Here is a 16,461-nt window from a genome sequence, read left to right on the forward strand (position 1 = left end):
TCCTTCTGAATCGTTCGGCTTAGTAAGGTTCAAACGCTATCCCCGCCTTGCGCAACTGGGACGTCAGCAGCCGGTTCCACGGGCCTCTTGGAGACCAGACCCGCGCTACCGCTTGATACGCCTGTTCGGGCGCTTCGTGCGCTTGTGTCACGCGATACAGAAACGTGAACGTGGACGCACGCATATTGACCTGGCAGTGAATCAGCACCTTGCGGCCCTGAAACCGCTTCATCGCCACGACGAACTGCTCGAAGTCGGCCTCGGTAGGTTCGCCGAATTCGATAGGGATGTTGATGAACTCCAGGCCCTGTCTGCGGACGATGTTCGCCTCGTCGGCAACGGCATCGGAGACAGTCGGCGGCGCGAGGTAGATGACAGCCTGGAAGCCTTGGCTCCCGAGCTGGGAAAGGGACGCAGCGGTCGGTTGGCCTGAAGTTACAATCGTCGGCGAAATGGCCACGACGTTGGGCGCCTGGATACCGGTTTCGTCAGCATGGACTGGTGTGGTTGTCAGCGCCGAAACCAACATGGTGATCGCGATCAGAAAACTGCGGGGTAATGTGCTGATGCGCATGTGGTGGACCTTATCGGTTGTAGTTGCTTAGATTGCATCTTACAGGTTGCGCTAGGTGGCTGGCGGCTTCCGCCTGCGGATTCAACCGATGTACATCCAGTCATACGGAGGTGGCCGCGCCGAGGGGCGATGTTGGGGCAGCCCGTTCGTACTTTTGCATAAGCCAAAATGAAATGCATAGCGCAAAGAGATTTACTCCTATGGCGATACGTTCGCCAGGCTGTCCGAGGTTCAGGCCAAATTGCGCGCCGAGTACGGAGCCGGAAATGCCGACTTCTACCGGAGACAGTTTGACAAGGACTTGCGCCTGGGCGCCGCAAAACGCCGCGTAGCCGAGAGCAGGTGATTGCAGTAAAGGAGCCTGAACTAGCCAGAAGACGGCATTCTGAAATAATGCTTTCCGATTGCCCTCGAGCATCTGCACGCCGCAATATACGCCCCACAGGAAAAATGCTGTGGCAAGCACAATAGCTATAAAAGAATTTGTCGAGGGGGCCTGACGCTGCAGGTGTGTGTTCATAATTGAACTGAAGCCAATTGCCCCACCACCGAGAGCCAATATGCCAAGTCCACGACGCTGCCACTTATTCAAAGATTTACTCCTGTATATACGATAGAAAACTATTCTGCATAAGCGTACCAGGCGGTAGCACACTACGCTGCGCAAGAGCTAATAGCAGCATTGATACGCAAAGTTTCCCGGCTTGCATCTGTTATGCCGATTATCAACCGTGCCCACGCGTTCCCCTTTAAATCGATTACTACAGTTTGAAGTCCCCCGCGTCTATACACGAACTGCCTGGCGCCTTTTGAAATGAACGTGCCAGCTGCGAGTACAAATGGGATATGTGTTCCCGGAAGACGCCAGCCAAGTTTCAAGCCGTCCAGACCGTTATTTTCCCTTACGGCAACGACTTGACTCAGCGGCACCTTCACCTTATGAACAAAGGAAAAGAGCTGCTCCCACTTATCGAGATGGACGATAAGCTCGCTTTCAGTTATTTCGAATTGGGGCATGCTCGGTCTCCTATGACTGCTAAATCATCAATCTCCGTTTCCGGCCGAACCTGCGACGGCATTCAGTATGCCATCATTTCACCGGGATCATTCCGATCGTCCCAAGCCACGTTTCGACCAGCAAGGGCCACTTCGTGATTGGCGACTTTGTTGCGCGAAGGCCAAACGCGTGCCCGCCATTGGCGAACAAGTGCATCTCAGCGGGTACATTTTCCTTCCTTAGTGCCGCATAATAAAGCAGAGAAAACTCGACGGGGTCTACCGGATCGTCTTGCGCATGAAGCAGAAACGTTGGAGGCGTTTGGCTGGTGACTTTAATGGTTGGATTGAGCCTTGATAAGTCAGCTTTGTAGTTTATCGACATGTGCCCAGGGTACAGAGCCACTGCAAAGTTAGGGAGGCAACTCTCCTTGTCGGCGTCATCAACAGGCGAATAGATGCGTTGACCATGCGTACTGATCGATGCGACCAAGTGCCCACCAGCGGAAAAGCCGAGAACGCCAATCTTGTTCGGATCGATTTTCCAGTCGGAGGCATTGTGGCGAATGAGCCCCAGCGCCCTTTGGGCATCTTGAAGCGCAGTGTGCGTTTTCGGGATGACACGCATGTTGCGGATCTGATCCCAATGTGGACCGGATCCGGGAACCCGGTATTTCAAAAGTACACATGTCACACCTATCGATGTGAGCCAATCACAGACTTCCGTTCCCTCAAGATCGATAGCCAGGTGCCAATACCCGCCGCCTGGAAAAACTACAACGGCAGCGCCAGTGTTCGGTCCTGTTGGCGGGTAAACCGTCATCGTTGGTCGTGTGACATTGGCCACCTCCAACCAAGATTTACCAGCGACGAGCCGCTTGTCTTGCAGCGTCACTTCTTCAGGCCCAGTGCTTGACTTGGCGTCCGGGATTGCTCCAGGCCAGATCGGTATTTGTTTATTTCCGTTCGCAGGTTGCCACGGGGCTGCCTGCGCGCTGGCGAAAAAAGAGGCCGCAATTATGCAAAGAAGATATTTCAAAAAATTTACTTTCAATGTCGAAGCTGAAATTTCATTTGTGTGGTAATTTTTTGTGCGCTGACGGGTTATCGATTTTTTTAGGCCATACAGCCATGCACACACCGCTGAACATGCCAACAAATGCAGCGCGGTACCAGTCAAGATCATGGCTGCTACTTAAAAAATAAGTGTAAATCAGGGTGCCAATTGCAGCGCCTGTACCAGCCAAAAGGAATTTTTTCATGTGCGCGTTATTATCAATATAAAGTTAGGCAAAATAGGCACAGACCGCGACAAGCGCCAAGGCAAAGGTACCAAGAGCAAGGCGGCTGCGTGTTGGTTGGCTTCGGTCTATACAATATCCGCATGCGTGTCCTGCAAACATGCCCATGCCGAGCCCGAACGTCATATTGGTGCCAAGCGCTGCGGCTACTAGCACACCCAATCCCATTCCCAACAGTAAACCTATGATTGCCTTTGGCACTTGGCGTGTTTGCTCGGCACTTTCTCTCATATCACTCCTAGTATTCGGACGGTATCGAAAACTGGCGGGCTGCCCCCCATCGTTTTGCTAGTGGCGCCTGCCGCTGCCGCAGGTCAGCGCGTGGTTGGTTTTGCGTTCGAGGATCACTTCCTGGCGCTGTGCTTCTGTCAGTCGCTGCGGCGAGTTGCCGCCGTGGGTGATGGAGAGGTGTTTGGTCTTTTCGGCGTATTCGATCTGCTGGCGGTCGCGCGTGCAGAGTTCTTCGTCGCTCATCGCGTTGTTGGAACGGTTGGCGCTGGGGTAGTATGGCTCCTGCTTGGCCTTTGCCGATTCTTCCTGGCTGGCTGCGCGGCGTTCCAAGGCGGTCTGCCGTAGCCAGTTTTTGCGGGAGGCTTGCTCGCGCTCGCGCCAGTCGTCTTTTGCGGCGGCGGTGGAGGAGGTGGCTTGCACGCCCTGCATCGGCTGGACTTTGGCGTCGACGCCGTCCTGCGGGCGGTCCGAGTAGTGGATCTTGCCGTTGGCGTCGGTCCATTTGTATATCTCGGCCTGCGCGGGTAAGGTAGACAGCGCTAGCAGGAATGGCAACAGAATTTTCATGCGGCAACTATAAGCGCTTTCGGTACCGCAAAGGCTCACACATTGTCACAGCGCGGGCGCTATTCCGGCCAGTATTAGATCTATCCCTGCAAGAAAATCGCTGCGGTCATCGTGGTCGCGCAGATGGGCGGCCATGCTGCGCGTGAAAGCGTATTCGACGGCGTCCAGCTTGGACCAGTCGTCGGCAACGGCGCCCAGGAAGTCCGTCCTGTCCGCTTCGTGTTCGCGGGCGAATTGCGCGTTGGCGGCGTTTTGCCCGGCCACGCCCAGGATGTAGTGCAGCAGCGCGGACGCGGTCTGCCACAGGGCGCGGTCCGGCACGCCGAGTGCGCCGACTTGCCGGCCTATGCCTTCCAGGATACGCACCATCGGCATCTTGCCCGGGCTGCGCGCAAGTTCGGCGCCCACCCATGGATGCGCGTCGATGGCGTCGAAAATGGCGAGGCCGGCGGCGCGGATTTTCTCCTTCGGCGTGGCGCCGTCCACGGCGGCGGCCATGGCCTGCGCGACGATGCTGTCGCAGGCGGCATTCAGCAGGTCTCCCTTGTTGGCCACATGCCAGTAGATGGCGCCGGCGCCGGTGCCCAGCTGCTCGGAGAGGGCGCGGAACGTCAGGCCGCTTTCGCCGCTGCTGTCCAGCAGCGCGATGGATTGTTCGATGATGCTGTCCCGTGAGAGCGACGCTTCTCCGCGTTGGGTGCGGCGTGTGTTCTTGACCATGCCGCATCTTGACATGCTTGGTGGCTTGCCGCAATATCTATGGAACGACGTTCCATAACTAAGGGAAGGCATCAAAATGACAACATTCGGCATCATAGGCGCGGGACTGGGTGGGCTGATGCTGGCCCGCGTGCTGCATGTGAACGGCATCGCGGCGACGGTCTACGAGGCGGATGCTTCACCGGACTCGCGCTCCCAGGGCGGCATGCTGGACATCCACGAACACGATGGCCAGTTGGCGCTGAAGGCGGCCGGCTTGTTCGATGAGTTCACCCGCATCATTCATGAAGGCGGCCAAGCCACGCGCGTGCTGGACAAGCACGGCAAGCTGCTGCACGAGATGGGCGACGATGGCACGGGCGGACGGCCGGAAGTTCCGCGCGGCGAGCTGCGGCGCATCCTGCTTGGGTCGCTGCCCGAGGGGACGGTGCAATGGGGCCGCAAGCTTGCGGCGGTCACGCCGCTGAGTGGCGGGCGCCATGAACTCGTGTTCAGCGACGGTTCCACCACCACCACGGAGCTGCTGGTGGGCGCGGATGGCGCCTGGTCCAGGGTGCGTCCGCTGCTGTCCGGGGCCAAGCCCGCTTATACCGGTTTCACCTTTATCGAGACCTGGCTTTTCGATGCGGACCATCGCCACCAGCCGAGCGCGCAGGCGGCCGGCAGCGGCGCAGGGTTTGCGCTGGCGCCGGGGCAGGGCATTTTTACGCACCGCGAGCCGGACGGCGTGCTGCATGCTTACCTTGCCTTGAACAAGCCGCTGGATTGGATCGCGGATATCGACTTCGAGGATGCCGCCGCCGCCAAGTCCCGCATCGCCGCCGAATTCGAAGGCTGGGCGCCGGAGCTGAAGTCGCTCATCACAGACAGTGACACCGCGCCGGTGCCGCGCCCCATCCATGCGCTGCCGGATGGGCACAAGTGGGACCGCGTGCCGGGCGTAACACTGCTCGGCGACGCGGCGCACGTGATGGCGCCAGCCGGCGACGGCGCCAATCTGGCCATGGTGGATGGTGCGGAACTGGGCAAGGCTATTGCCGCCAACCCGGGCCAGCTGGAAGCCGCGCTGGCCGCCTACGAGCAGGCGCTGTTTCCCCGCGCCGAGGCGGCGGCAGCGGGCGCGCGCGAGGTCTTCGAGGTGTGCTTTGGCATGAATGCGCCCGAAAGCCTGATCGGCTTCTTCACAGCGCACCTGGAATCCACAGATAAATAAACATAAAAGTTTACTTATCTGGGCGGCGCCGGTATATTGATGGAACTCTAGCAATCCGAGATTCATCATGAAAAATGCGCTGCTGATCGCCGCCGCCTGCCTGCTGGCCCTGTTGTCCACCATCGGGGCCTCGCTTCCGTATCCTATTTTGCCGCCGCTGTTCGCATCCGGCGCCGAGTCCGGCCTGAACCAGTTCCTGGGCCTGCCGCCCAAGCTGCTGTTCAGCGTGGCGGTGATGATCAATCCGCTCGGGCTGCTGATCGGCTCCACCGTGCTGGGCGCGCTGTCGGACCGTTACGGCCGCCGTCCCGTGCTGCTAGCCACCGGCCTCGGCGCAGCCCTCGGCCACGCGCTGACGGCGGGCGCACTGCTGCTGGAATCCTATCCCTTGTTCCTGGCGGCCCGCTTCGCCACCGGCCTGCTGGAAGGGAACGGCGCCGTGGCGCGCGCCATGCTGGCCGAGCGGCTGCAGGGCACGCTGCGCAACCGCGCCATTGGCTGGCTGAATGGGGCTTTCCATTTCGGTTGGCTGGCCGGGCCGCTGCTGGGCGGCTTGACGGTGGGCTTTGGCCTGACAGTGCCGTTCTGGATCGCCGCCGGCGCGCTGCTGGCCGTGGCGCTGGTGGTGATGGCCGTGCTGCCGCGCGAAACGCCGTCCAAGCTCACCACGTCCTGGTGGCAGGTGGCGCGCGACCGCCATTCGCTGAACCTGCTCAAGCACACGGAGCTGCGCACGCTGTTCAAGCTCCAGCTGGCGGTGACCTGCGGTGTGACGGCTTTCTACGAGTTCTATCCGCTGTGGCTGGTGGAAGTGGGGCGCTATGACGCGCAGGGCATTGCCGCCATCAACGTGGGCTTGTGCGGCTTGATGACGCTGTCTTCGCTGTTCTCCGGCAGGCCGAGCGCCACGGCGCCGCTCAAGCGCGCTTCCTTGCATGCGTTCGGCATCGCCTGTGCGGTGGCGCTGGTGGCGCTGGGCAATTTGTGGGTGGGCATGGTGGGCATCGTGCTGTTCGGCTTGCCGAATTCCTTCTACAACGCGGTGGTGCAGAACTGGGCGGCGGACCGGTTTGGTGCGCACGGGCAGGGCGCCGTCATGGGACTGTTGTCGACTACTTTCTGCCTGGCGAATATACTGATGGCGCTTGCTGGGGCGGTGCTGACGCTGATCGACACCCGCCTGGTATTGCTGCTGGGTGCTGCGCTGAGCGCTGCCGCAGCCTGGCAGTTGCAGGCGTGGCGCTTGCGTTTGCCCCTGGCCGCTCCGATGACTTTGAATAAATCGCCCGAATGAACACTGCCGACAATGTACTTTTCCTGCTGAAGACGCGCGGTCCGCAAACCGCGCAGAAGCTGGCCGAGCTGCTGGACCTGACTTCGATGGGCGCGCGCCGCCAGCTTGAGTCGGCGCAGGAGAAGGGGCTGGTCGCGTTTGAGGACGTGGCGGACAAGGTGGGGCGGCCGTCGCGCCGCTGGCATCTGACCGAGGCGGGCCATGCGCGCTTCCCGGACCGGCATGCGGACTTGACGCTGCAGATGATCCAGCAGGTGCGCTCGCTGTTCGGCGAGGAGGGCATGGATAAGCTGATCGCTGCGCGGGAGAAGGAGAGCGAGGCGGTCTACAGGGCGGCGCTGGATGCGGTTGCGCCGCCGACGCCGGCCGATGCGCTGGCCGGGCGCGTGGAGGCGCTGGCACGCGCGCGGGATGCGGAAGGGTATATGGCGGAGACCGAGGTTCAGCAGGACGGGAGTTTGCTGCTGATCGAGAACCATTGCCCGATCTGCGCGGCGGCGACCAGTTGCCAGGGGTTTTGCAGGTCCGAGCTGCAGGTGTTTCAGCGCGTGCTGGGCGACGCATGTCAGGTTGAGCGCGCGGAGCATTTGCTGTCCGGTGCGCGGCGCTGCGTGTACGTGATCAGGCCTGTGTTGGGCCATGGTTCGTGAGCGCTCGAGCTCGCGTAGGGCGGGTTAGCAGCGCAGCTGCGTAACCCGCCATGCGTGCCGTGCGGCGGCGCTGGCGGGTTACGCGGCTGCGCCGCTAACCCGCCCTACGATGGAAGGGCGTGCGGTGCGCCCGGGTATGCGACGGTGGGCTTATACTGGGCCAATCGCACTAAGCATGGAGAAGTCTTATGGACGAGCAGCAGCGGCGGCAGTTTGTGAACGAAGTCTGGCAGCGCTTCGAGGCGGTGCAGGATTGGGCCATCGCCAACTGGCCAAACCCGGAGCATCCGCTCTCCACGTCCGACTTCGTGGAAGCGCGCAAGGAAATCCTGGCGCTGGGCCAAGCTCGGCACGCGCGCCCGTCGCAGTCCGGCGAGCCCGAACCCGAGCAGGGCGGCGCGCAGTATGTAGACGTTACTCCGTCGCCTTGGCCTTGATGCCGTGCGCCGCCACCCAGGCGGCGAAGCTGATCGCCAGGCCACCCATCACGCCGCAGGCCAGCTTGTAGGCGCTGTCGAACAGCATCGGCGCCACCACGCCCGAGATCAGTGCGAACAAAATCATCTGGATGAAGGACTGCATGGACGAAGCCAGCCCGCTGTTGTTGGGGAAGTGGTTCAGCGCGATCAGCGTCATCGGCGGCATGGCGATGGCCAGTGCGAACGAATACACGAACAGCGGCAGCACGGCCCACGGCACTTCCGCCGCGAAGTAGTGGTTGTAGGCCATGTTGGCCGCGCCCGCCGCGCCCATGATGGCGTAGCTCCACCAGATCTGCGCGTTCTGCGAATAGCGCTTGGCCAGCTTGCCGGACAGGCCGGAACCTATCACCGAGCCGCTGATCAGCGGGAAGAACAGCCAGGCGAACGCGGTTTCCGGCAGGTGCAGGATGTGCATCACGAAGTAGGCGGCCGAGCCGATGTAGAGCGCGAAGCCGCCGAAGGCCATGCCCACGCTGATGGACAGCAGCAGGAACTGGCGGTGGCACAGCACTTTCCAGTAGTTGGCCGCGATAAGGCGGCCGTGGAAGGGATGGCGGTCCTGCTTGGGCAGGCTTTCCGGCAGCAGGCGCAGCACGGCGAAGTACATCAGGATGCCGAAGCCGGTCAGGAACCAGAAGATGGAGCGCCAGCCGAAGGATACTTGCAGCCAGCCGCCCAGGATGGGCGCGATGGCGGGCGCAAGGCCGAACACCATCATCACGTGCGACATGATTTTCTGCGCCTCGGCGCCGGAGAACCGGTCCTGCACGATGGCGCGGCTGACCACCATGCCCGCGCCGGCCGACAGTCCTTGCAGCACGCGGCAGGCCAGCAGCACGCCGAAGGACGGCGCCAGCGCCGCGACGATGGAGGCGGCGATATAAATCACCAGCGATACCAGAATGACAGGCCGGCGGCCGAAGGAATCGGACATGGTGCCGTAGAACAGCATCATGAAGGCGAAGCAGAAGAGGAACAGGCTGAGGGTCTGCTGGATGGCGATGGGGCTCGCGTCGAAGGCCAGGGCGATGGCGGGGAAGGACGGAAGATAGGTGTCGATGGCGAGCGGACCGACCATGGTGAGGCCGGCCAGCAGCAGTGTCAGCAGAATATTCATGGATGCGTTATTGTTACCTGGAGCGGTATTTTACGCCACGCGCCGCGCTTCTGCCGGACGGTGGCTAACGGCATATCAATATGCGGATTTCGCATATGGTATGCCGAATTTATTCCTTCGCTTTGCGCGGGCCGCTGATTAAGCTTCTACGCCATAACATTGTTTTTTTGAGATTCCATGACTATCGATACCTATGACGGCACCGGCGTGCGCCCTGCGCACTGGAATTTGGGGCCGGTGATCGAGCAGCTGCGCATTTCGCGCGAAGCCACGCACAACATACGCCACCAGGGCCGCGTGCGCGAGCTGCCGTCGCGCGAGGCGCTGACCACCATCGTCAACGGCCTGTCCGCCGTGCTGTTCCCCACGCATTACGGCCGCCCGAATCTCACCGACGAGAGCATCGACTACTTTGTCGGCGACACGCTGAACACCACGCTGAACCGCCTCACCGAGCAGGTGCGGCGCGGCCTGCAGTTCACGGCGCAGCCGGCCGACGGCAACGAGGACGCGCTCACCGAGCAGGCCAACAACATCACACGCGAGTTCGCGGCGGGGCTGCCGGGCGTGCGCGCGCTGCTGGTGTCGGACGTGCAGGCGGCCTTCGCGGGCGACCCTGCGGCGACGTCGATTGCCGAGATCATGCTGTGCTATCCGGGCACCATCGCCATCCTGCATTACCGGCTGGCGCATTTGCTGCACCAGCTGGGCGCGCCCTTCATCGCTCGCCTGATCTGCGACATCGCCCACTCCAAGACCGGCGTGGACATCCACCCCGCCGCGCAGATCGGCGCCAGCTTCTTTATCGACCACGGCACCGGCGTGGTGATCGGCGAAACCGCCATCCTGGGGCAGGGCGTGCGCCTGTACCAGCACGTTACGCTGGGCGCCAAGCGCTTCCCGGCGGACGCCAGCGGTGTACTCATCAAGGGCACGCCGCGCCACCCTATCGTGGAGAACGACGTGGTGATCTACGCCGGCGCCACCATCCTGGGCCGCATCACCATCGGCGCAGGTTCCACGATAGGCGGCAATGTGTGGCTCACGCAAAGCGTGCCGGCCAACAGCAATGTGTCGCAGGCGCAGATGCGCAACGACTGCCGCTAGGCACATCGGGCCGCCTGCCTGCGCGGCTGCCCGGTCAGTTTTTCCCGCAGCGTTCCCGGCGCGTATTCGCGCTGGTATCGCCCCCGGCGCTGCAGCTCGGGCACGATGTAGTCCACCACGTCGCGCATGGATTCATGGGCGACGGCGAAGGCGAGGTTGATGCCGTCGATGCCGGTTTCGTCCTGCCAGGTTTCCAGCTGGTCCGCCACCTGGGCCGCACCTCCCACCAGCACCGGGCCGCGCCCACCCAGCCGATGAATTCCGCCGCCTGGTGCAAGGTCCACGTACGGTCCGGGTCCGCCTGGCTGAAGGAGGCCAGCGCCGAGCGGCCGGCCTGCGAGTCCATATAGTCTATGGTGGCGTCCAGTGGGTAGGCGCTGAAGTCCACGCCGGTCCAGCCGGACAGCAGCGCCAGCGCCGCTTCGATGTCGATATGGCTGCGGTATTCCTCGTGTTTGGCCCAGGCTTCCTCCTCGCTGGCGCCGGTGATGATGAGCGCCTGCGCGTAGATCAGCAGTCCTTCCGGCTTGCGGCCCGCAGCAGCGGCGGCGCGCACAGGTGGATGCCGGGCACCTTGTAGTAGCGGCCTTCGTGGGCGATGGCGTGTACTTTCGCCGGGTCGATATAGACGCCGCGCTGCTTGTCGTTCACCACCGCGCCGTCTTCCCAGCTCTGCTCCCACAGCTTGCCCACCACTTCCATGTACTCGTCGGCCAGGTCGTAGCGTTCGTCGTGGCCGAGCTGGCGCTCCAGGCCCAGGTTGCGCGCCGCGCTGTCCAGGTAGCCGGTGACGATGTTCCAGCCCATGCGGCCGCGCGTCAAATGGTCCAGCGTGGACATGCGGCGCGCAAAGGTGTAGGGATGCTCGTAGGTCAGCGCGCAGGTGACGCCGAAGCCCAGGTGCTCGGTGGCCTGCGCCATCAGCGGCACCAGCGCGAGCGGGTCGTTCAGCGGCACTTGCACCGCGTGCTTCAACGCCGCCTCCACGCTGCCCTGGTAGACGTCGTACACGCCCAGCACGTCGGCCAGGAAGACGGCGTCGAAGCGGCCCGCTTCCAGCAGCCGGGCCAGTTCGGTCCAGTGCTCAGGATCGGTGTAGCGGTGGCTGGTGTCGCGCGGGTGCGTCCACAGGCCGGGTGACTGGTGGCCCACCGTGTTCATCTGGAAGGCGTTGAAGCGGATCCTCCTGCTCATTTTGCCTCGAGCGCCAGCTGGTAGTCGGTCTTGGAGTAGTCCGCAAAGTGCTTGTTCGTCACGGCCAGGAACTCGCGCGAGCGGTAGGCCGCTTCAATGTCCTTGGCGAACTGCTTGTTCTTGTCGGCCGTGCGTACCGCCACCAGGTTGATGTAGTTGGGCGAAATTTTCTCCGTCACCAGCGCCTCGCTCAGTTTCAGGCCCGAGGCCAGCGCGTAGTTGCCGTTGACGAAGGAGTAGTCCGTGTCCTGCAGGGAGCGCGGCAGCTGCGCGGCTTCCAGCGGCACCAGCTTGATCTTTTTGGTGTTGGTGGCGATGTCCTTTTCGGAGGCGCGGATAGGATCGGTGCCGGCGCGCAGCTTCACCCAGCCCAGCTGGTCCAGCAGCACCAGCGCGCGGGCCTGGTTGGCCGGGTCGTTGGGCAGGGCGACGGTGGTGCCTTCCCTGGCGTCGGCCAGCGTTTTATGCTTTTTGCTGTAGATGGCGATGGGGGCGGTGGGTATCGTCACCAGCTCGCTCAGCGCCAGTTTGTGCTCGCTGGCGAACTTCTTCAGGTAGATGATGTGCTGGAACACGTTGGCGTCCAGCGAGCCTTCGGCCAGCGCGAAATTGGGCTGCACGTAGTCGTTGAACTCCACCAGCTTGACCTTGTAGCCCTGCTTCTCGAGGATGGGCTTGATGCCCAGCTTGATCTGGTCGGCGTAGGGGCCGGCGCTGGTTCCTATCACCAGTTCTTTCGGGTCTTTGGCGTTGGCCGGTGCGGACGTGAGGCCAGCAACGAGGCCGACGGCCAGGCTGGCCGCCGCAATGGCGGTGGCGCTGAGCGCGCGCAGGACGAAGGTGCGGCGGCGGGCGTGGTGCAGGGATGGCATGGGATATTCCTTATGAAGTTAGCGTTTCTCCAGGCGGCTGGCGATGCGGTTGCCCGTGAACTGGATGGTTTGGACGATAGCGATGAGGACGGCGACGGTGGCGATCATGACGTCGGTCTCGAAGCGGTAGTAGCCGTAGCGGATGGCGAGGTCGCCGATGCCGCCGCCGCCCACCACGCCGGCCACGGCGGAATAGGACAGGAAGCTGATGGACAGCACGGTGAGCGCGAGCACCAGGCCGGAGCGGGCTTCCACCAGCAACACGCGCAGCACGATCTGCAGTTCGGAAGCGCCCATGGCGTGCGCCGCTTCAATCACGCCGCGCGGCACTTCGCGCAGCGCCTGTTCGACCATGCGGGCGAAGTAGGGGATGGCGGCGATGGACAGCGGCACGGCGGCCGCCAGCGGGCCGATGGAGGTGCCCGCGATAATGCGCGTGAGCGGCACCAGCGCCACCAGCAGGATGATAAAGGGGAAGGAGCGCACGGTGTTGACGATCCAGCCCAGCACCAGGGAGGCTGGTTTGTTCTGCAGGGACTGGCCGTCTGCCACCAGGAACAGCAGCACGCCCAGCGGGCCGCCTATCAGCACGGCGGCGGACAGGCCTATGCCCAGCATGGTCAGCGTCTGGCCGAGCGCGGTCCAGAGTTCGGGCAGCAGGGAGATGAATTTTTCAAGCATGGACGGTCTCCTTGCGGGGGGCGATTGCGGCGGAGGGAGAGGCAGCGGCGGGGCGCAGGCTGGCCAGCTCGCGGCCCAGGGCGGTCTTGCGCATTTCGCCGCCGGTGAGCGCGAATTCCTCGGCGATGGCGCCGTCCTCGATCACGGCCACACGGTCGCAGATGGCGTCCAGCACGGACAGTTCGTGGCTGACGATGACGATGGTGACGTCCAGCCGCTGGTTGATGTCCTTGAGCGTGGCCAGCAGCGCGCGCGTGGTCTCGGCGTCCAGCGCGGAGGTGGGTTCGTCGCACAGCAGCACGGCGGGGCCGCTGGCCAGCGCGCGCGCAATGGCCACGCGCTGCTTCTGCCCGCCGGACAGCTGCGCGGGGTAGCTTTCCGCCTTGCCGCCCAGTTCAACCAGCTCCAGGCAGTCGCGCACGCGCGCGGCGATCTGCTCCTTGCTGCGGCCGCCGTGGATGCGCAGGGGGAAGGCCACGTTGTCGAACACGCTGGCGTTCTGCAGCAGGTTGAACTGCTGGAAGATCATGCCGATGTTCTGGCGCGCCGCGCGCAGTTCGCGCTTGCCGAGGGCGGTCAGCTCGCGGCCATCGACCGTCACGCTGCCGCTGTCCGGCTGCTCCAGCAGGTTAATCAGGCGCAGCAGGGTGGACTTGCCTGCGCCGCTCTTGCCTATCAGGCCGAATATTTCACCCTCGCGTACTTCCAGCGACACGTTTTTGACGGCGTGGAATTGTCCGCCCTTGGGAAGGGCGAACGTTTTGCTTGCGCCGCGGATCTGTATCAGCGGCGCGCGAGGGACTTGCGGGGTAATCGTCATTGAATTATCGTCGTTTAAGAATATGCAGTTGGTTCGGGCAGCGTGCCTTGCAGCGCGTAGCGGCCCAGGTCGCGGTATTTGTAGTCGATCGGATCGTGCAGGGTATGCACGCGCACATTGCGCCAGTAGCGGTCGAAGCCGTACTTGGCCGAAGTGGACCGGGCGCCGGTCAGTTCGAACAGCTGGCTGCTGATCTCAACGCCCGCCTTGTGGGCCAGCACTTTTGCTTCGGCCACTGTGACGGCCAGTTCGCCGCGCGTGCGGGCGCTCACATGCTCGCCTTGGGCAAACACGCGGTCCAGCTCCTGCGCCGCAAAGTCCGCCAGCACTTGCGCGGGCCGCAGCAGCGTCCACAGCTGGCCGTAGCGGTGCTGCACCAGCGGGTCGTCGCTGGCGGCGGGCACGCCGGACTGGAACCAGGGCCGCGCTTCGTCGTTGGTGTAGGCGCGCGCCGCTTCGAACGCGCCTTCGCCTATGCCCAGATACAGGTTGGCCATGATGAGCTGCGCCACTTGCGAGCGCAGCGTGGCGCGCGGCGTTGGCGCCTGGCCGGGCGCTTGCAGCACCAGCTCGGACGGCAGGCGCACACCGTTGAAGGAGACGTTGCCGCTATCGGTCTGGCGCTGGCCGAACGCATCCCAGTCTGCCTGCACGCGGATGCCCTCCTGGCGCGTGGGCAGCACGGCGATCAGCGCGCTTTGCGTGGACGCGTGCCATGCGGACAGCGTGAGCCAGTCCGAACCCACCGAGCCGGAGGCAAAGCTTTTCAGGCCGTTCAGCTCAAAGCCGTTGCGCGCGTCGGCCGCCATGGTGCGCTTGTCCAGCGGGTTAAGCGCATTGCCCCAGAACAGGCGCTGCTCCACGGTCTCCGTCAGCAGGCGGCGCTGCTGCTGCGGGCTGCCGTATAGAAGGATGCCCGCCAGCTGCAGGTGGTGGAAGCCGAAGACGTGGGCCAGCGCGCTGTCGGCGCGGGCCAGAATGCGAATGACCTGATAGACCTTGCTCCAGCTGCCGCCCTGGCCGCCGAATTCGGCTGGGATGGACAGCGTGAGCAGGCCCGATTCGCGTATCCATTCACGTTCGGCGGCGGCGTGGCCGCCTGCGCGGTCGCGCTCAACGGCGTTCTCGGCAAGGCGCGCGGCCAGCGCCGAGGCGACGGCGATGGGGTCTTCGGTGAAGAAGTCTTCGTCCATGATACGAATTCCAATGATGATGATGCGAACCAGTATCGCACCCGCATTCCGACCCCGTACACGAAGAAATACGGCTTTCCATATGCGGAAATGTCATGCGCCGAAAATCAGATATCGATGCGTAAAACAATTCGTTTTGCTTTCAGGCGGACGCACTTAATCTGCTGAAAAACCAACACTTATCACGGGGAGAAAAATGAGCATCCTACTTCTTGGCGGCAGTCCTTCGATTCCATCCAGTTCCAGCCGCTTGCTGCTGCACATCGGCGACAAGCTGGCGCTGCATGGGCATACGCTGCAGCGCTTGCATGTCCGCGACCTGCCGGCGCAGGCCTTACTGCATGCGGATTTTGAGGACGCTGCCATCAAGCGCGCCGTCGAGGCGGTGGCTTCGGCGCAGGCCATCGTTATCGCCACGCCGGTGTACAAGGCCGCTTATTCCGGCGTGCTGAAGGCCTTCCTGGACCTACTGCCGCAGGACGGGCTTGCGGGCAAGGTCGTGCTGCCCATCGCCACCGGCGGCACGCAGTCGCACATGCTGGCGCTGGACTACGCGCTGCGCCCCGTGCTGCATGCGCTGGCCGCCAGGCAGGTGCTGACCAGCATCTTCGCCACCAGCCAGCAGCTGGTCTGGCATGAGGAGGAAGGCCTCACGCTGGCGCCGCCTATCGCGAGCCGTGTCGCAGCGGGCGTGGATGAAGTGGTGACGGCGCTGGCGCCGCTGGCTAAGCCGCGCGCCGCCGCCGTCCACGGCGTGCACGTTACGAACGGCGCGCCGGTGCGTTCGCTGCAGGACTACCCATACACGGCCGCCACCCAGGCCGCATAAAAAGGAAAGCACATGAGTACCCCAATAAACAAGCGCGATGCGCGCCGCCGTACCCTCGGCCTGCTGTTCGCCGGCGCCGCCGGGGTGGCGGCTTCCGCCTTGCCGGGCATCGCCCAGGCGCAGGCCAAGCCGGTGCTGCGCATCGGCTACCAGAAGTACGGCACGCTCACGCTGCTGAAAGGGCGCGGCACGCTGGAGAAGCGCCTGGCCGCCAAAGGCATCGACGTGAAGTGGACCGAATTCCCGGCCGGCCCCGTGCTGCTGGAAGGCCTGAACGTGGGCAGCATCGACTTCGGCACGGTGGGCGAAGCGCCGCCGATTTTCGCGCAGGCCGCCGGCGCCAATCTGGTCTATATCGGCAACGAGCCGCCGTCGCCGGCCAGCGAAGCGATCGTGGTGCCCAAGGATTCCAAGGTGCGCAGCCTGGCCGAGCTGAAAGGCAAGAAGATCGCCCTGAACAAGGGCTCGAACGTGCACTTCCTGCTGGTGAAGGCGCTGGAGAAAGCAGGCCTGGCCTACAAGGATGTGGAAGTGGTGTTCCTGCCGCCGGCCGACGCTCGCGCCGCTTTCGAGCGCGGCAGCGTGGACGCCTGGGCGAATTTCCTGCGCTGGAATCCCGT

The 16,461-nt window shown here is 63.3% G+C and carries 17 protein-coding genes and 2 pseudogenes; 7 read left to right on the forward strand and 12 right to left on the reverse strand.

Annotated features, from left to right (window positions below; genetic code table 11):
• Window positions 1-19 precede the first annotated feature (19 nt).
• The 6 genes from GTP77_RS03135 to GTP77_RS03160 all read right to left on the reverse strand — a co-directional run bounded on the left by GTP77_RS03135 (window position 20) and on the right by GTP77_RS03160 (window position 4,389).
• Complete coding sequence (locus tag GTP77_RS03135; RefSeq protein WP_161070699.1) at window positions 20-574, reverse strand: protein tyrosine phosphatase family protein; 555 nt, start codon at window positions 572-574, stop codon at window positions 20-22.
• 100 nt (window positions 575-674) lie between these two features.
• Entirely contained in the window at window positions 675-1,166 is a 492-nt protein-coding gene (locus GTP77_RS03140; RefSeq protein WP_161070700.1) for a hypothetical protein, read from the reverse strand.
• Window positions 1,167-1,228: 62 nt separating this feature from the next.
• Window positions 1,229-1,591 carry a hypothetical protein gene (locus GTP77_RS03145; RefSeq protein WP_161070701.1) on the reverse strand — a complete coding sequence of 121 codons (363 nt, stop codon included), beginning with the start codon at window positions 1,589-1,591 and terminating at the stop codon, window positions 1,229-1,231.
• Window positions 1,592-1,664: 73 nt separating this feature from the next.
• Entirely contained in the window at window positions 1,665-2,756 is a 1,092-nt protein-coding gene (locus GTP77_RS03150) for an alpha/beta hydrolase (RefSeq protein ID WP_161070702.1), read from the reverse strand.
• A 403-nt stretch (window positions 2,757-3,159) separates the two neighbouring features.
• Window positions 3,160-3,657, reverse strand: coding sequence for a DUF4124 domain-containing protein (locus GTP77_RS03155; RefSeq protein WP_161070703.1), 498 nt, complete (start codon window positions 3,655-3,657; stop codon window positions 3,160-3,162).
• 57 nt (window positions 3,658-3,714) lie between these two features.
• Window positions 3,715-4,389, reverse strand: coding sequence for a TetR/AcrR family transcriptional regulator (locus tag GTP77_RS03160; RefSeq protein ID WP_161070704.1), 675 nt, complete (start codon window positions 4,387-4,389; stop codon window positions 3,715-3,717).
• 76 nt (window positions 4,390-4,465) lie between these two features.
• On the opposite strand from GTP77_RS03160, the gene GTP77_RS03165 reads away from it, so the two are divergent.
• From GTP77_RS03165 to GTP77_RS03180, 4 genes are all read left to right on the forward strand, one after another.
• Window positions 4,466-5,602 carry an FAD-dependent oxidoreductase gene (locus tag GTP77_RS03165; protein WP_161070705.1) on the forward strand — a complete coding sequence of 379 codons (1,137 nt, stop codon included), beginning with the start codon at window positions 4,466-4,468 and terminating at the stop codon, window positions 5,600-5,602.
• A gap of 67 nt (window positions 5,603-5,669) precedes the next feature.
• Window positions 5,670-6,896 carry an MFS transporter gene (locus GTP77_RS03170; protein ID WP_161070706.1) on the forward strand — a complete coding sequence of 409 codons (1,227 nt, stop codon included), beginning with the start codon at window positions 5,670-5,672 and terminating at the stop codon, window positions 6,894-6,896.
• Complete coding sequence (locus GTP77_RS03175; protein WP_161070707.1) at window positions 6,893-7,546, forward strand: helix-turn-helix transcriptional regulator; 654 nt, start codon at window positions 6,893-6,895, stop codon at window positions 7,544-7,546. Before GTP77_RS03170 ends, GTP77_RS03175 begins: the two co-directional genes overlap by 4 nt.
• A gap of 188 nt (window positions 7,547-7,734) precedes the next feature.
• Window positions 7,735-7,983, forward strand: coding sequence for a hypothetical protein (locus tag GTP77_RS03180; RefSeq protein WP_161070708.1), 249 nt, complete (start codon window positions 7,735-7,737; stop codon window positions 7,981-7,983).
• On the opposite strand, the gene GTP77_RS03185 is transcribed toward GTP77_RS03180, so the two are convergent.
• Entirely contained in the window at window positions 7,961-9,145 is a 1,185-nt protein-coding gene (locus GTP77_RS03185) for a multidrug effflux MFS transporter (protein ID WP_161070709.1), read from the reverse strand. The genes GTP77_RS03180 and GTP77_RS03185 overlap by 23 nt on opposite strands.
• 177 nt (window positions 9,146-9,322) lie before the next feature.
• Here GTP77_RS03185 and epsC point away from each other — a divergent pair, with 177 nt between their 5' ends.
• Window positions 9,323-10,252 (forward strand): serine O-acetyltransferase EpsC, encoded by a 930-nt coding sequence (gene epsC, locus GTP77_RS03190; RefSeq protein WP_161070710.1) that lies wholly within the window; start codon window positions 9,323-9,325, stop codon window positions 10,250-10,252.
• Here the strand turns inward: epsC and GTP77_RS03195 are convergent.
• From GTP77_RS03195 to GTP77_RS03215, 5 genes and pseudogenes are all read right to left on the reverse strand, one after another.
• Window positions 10,249-11,446, reverse strand: a pseudogene (locus GTP77_RS03195) (LLM class flavin-dependent oxidoreductase). The gene epsC and the pseudogene GTP77_RS03195 overlap by 4 nt on opposite strands.
• Entirely contained in the window at window positions 11,443-12,318 is an 876-nt protein-coding gene (locus tag GTP77_RS03200; protein ID WP_161070711.1) for a MetQ/NlpA family ABC transporter substrate-binding protein, read from the reverse strand. The pseudogene GTP77_RS03195 and the gene GTP77_RS03200 overlap by 4 nt, the downstream one beginning before the upstream one ends.
• An 18-nt stretch (window positions 12,319-12,336) precedes the next feature.
• Window positions 12,337-12,999: a methionine ABC transporter permease gene (locus GTP77_RS03205; protein ID WP_161070712.1), complete on the reverse strand. Its 663-nt coding sequence runs from the start codon at window positions 12,997-12,999 to the stop codon at window positions 12,337-12,339.
• The gene (locus tag GTP77_RS03210) at window positions 12,992-13,819 is read right to left on the reverse strand and encodes a methionine ABC transporter ATP-binding protein (RefSeq protein WP_161070713.1); all 828 of its coding nucleotides are present in this window, start codon (window positions 13,817-13,819) and stop codon (window positions 12,992-12,994) included. The genes GTP77_RS03205 and GTP77_RS03210 overlap by 8 nt, the downstream gene beginning before the upstream one ends.
• A 14-nt stretch (window positions 13,820-13,833) precedes the next feature.
• Window positions 13,834-15,012, reverse strand: coding sequence for an acyl-CoA dehydrogenase family protein (locus tag GTP77_RS03215; protein ID WP_161070714.1), 1,179 nt, complete (start codon window positions 15,010-15,012; stop codon window positions 13,834-13,836).
• 196 nt (window positions 15,013-15,208) lie between these two features.
• On the opposite strand from GTP77_RS03215, the gene ssuE reads away from it, so the two are divergent.
• Together ssuE and GTP77_RS03225 are read left to right on the forward strand one after the other, a co-directional pair.
• Complete coding sequence (gene ssuE, locus GTP77_RS03220; protein WP_161070715.1) at window positions 15,209-15,841, forward strand: NADPH-dependent FMN reductase; 633 nt, start codon at window positions 15,209-15,211, stop codon at window positions 15,839-15,841.
• Window positions 15,842-15,853: 12 nt separating this feature from the next.
• A pseudogene (locus tag GTP77_RS03225) lies at window positions 15,854-16,459 on the forward strand (aliphatic sulfonate ABC transporter substrate-binding protein); the annotation flags it as partial.
• Window positions 16,460-16,461 lie beyond the last annotated feature (2 nt).

It is taken from the genome of Pseudoduganella aquatica, assembly GCF_009857595.1.
Taxonomy (GTDB): Bacteria; Pseudomonadota; Gammaproteobacteria; order Burkholderiales; family Burkholderiaceae_D; genus Rugamonas; species Rugamonas aquatica_A.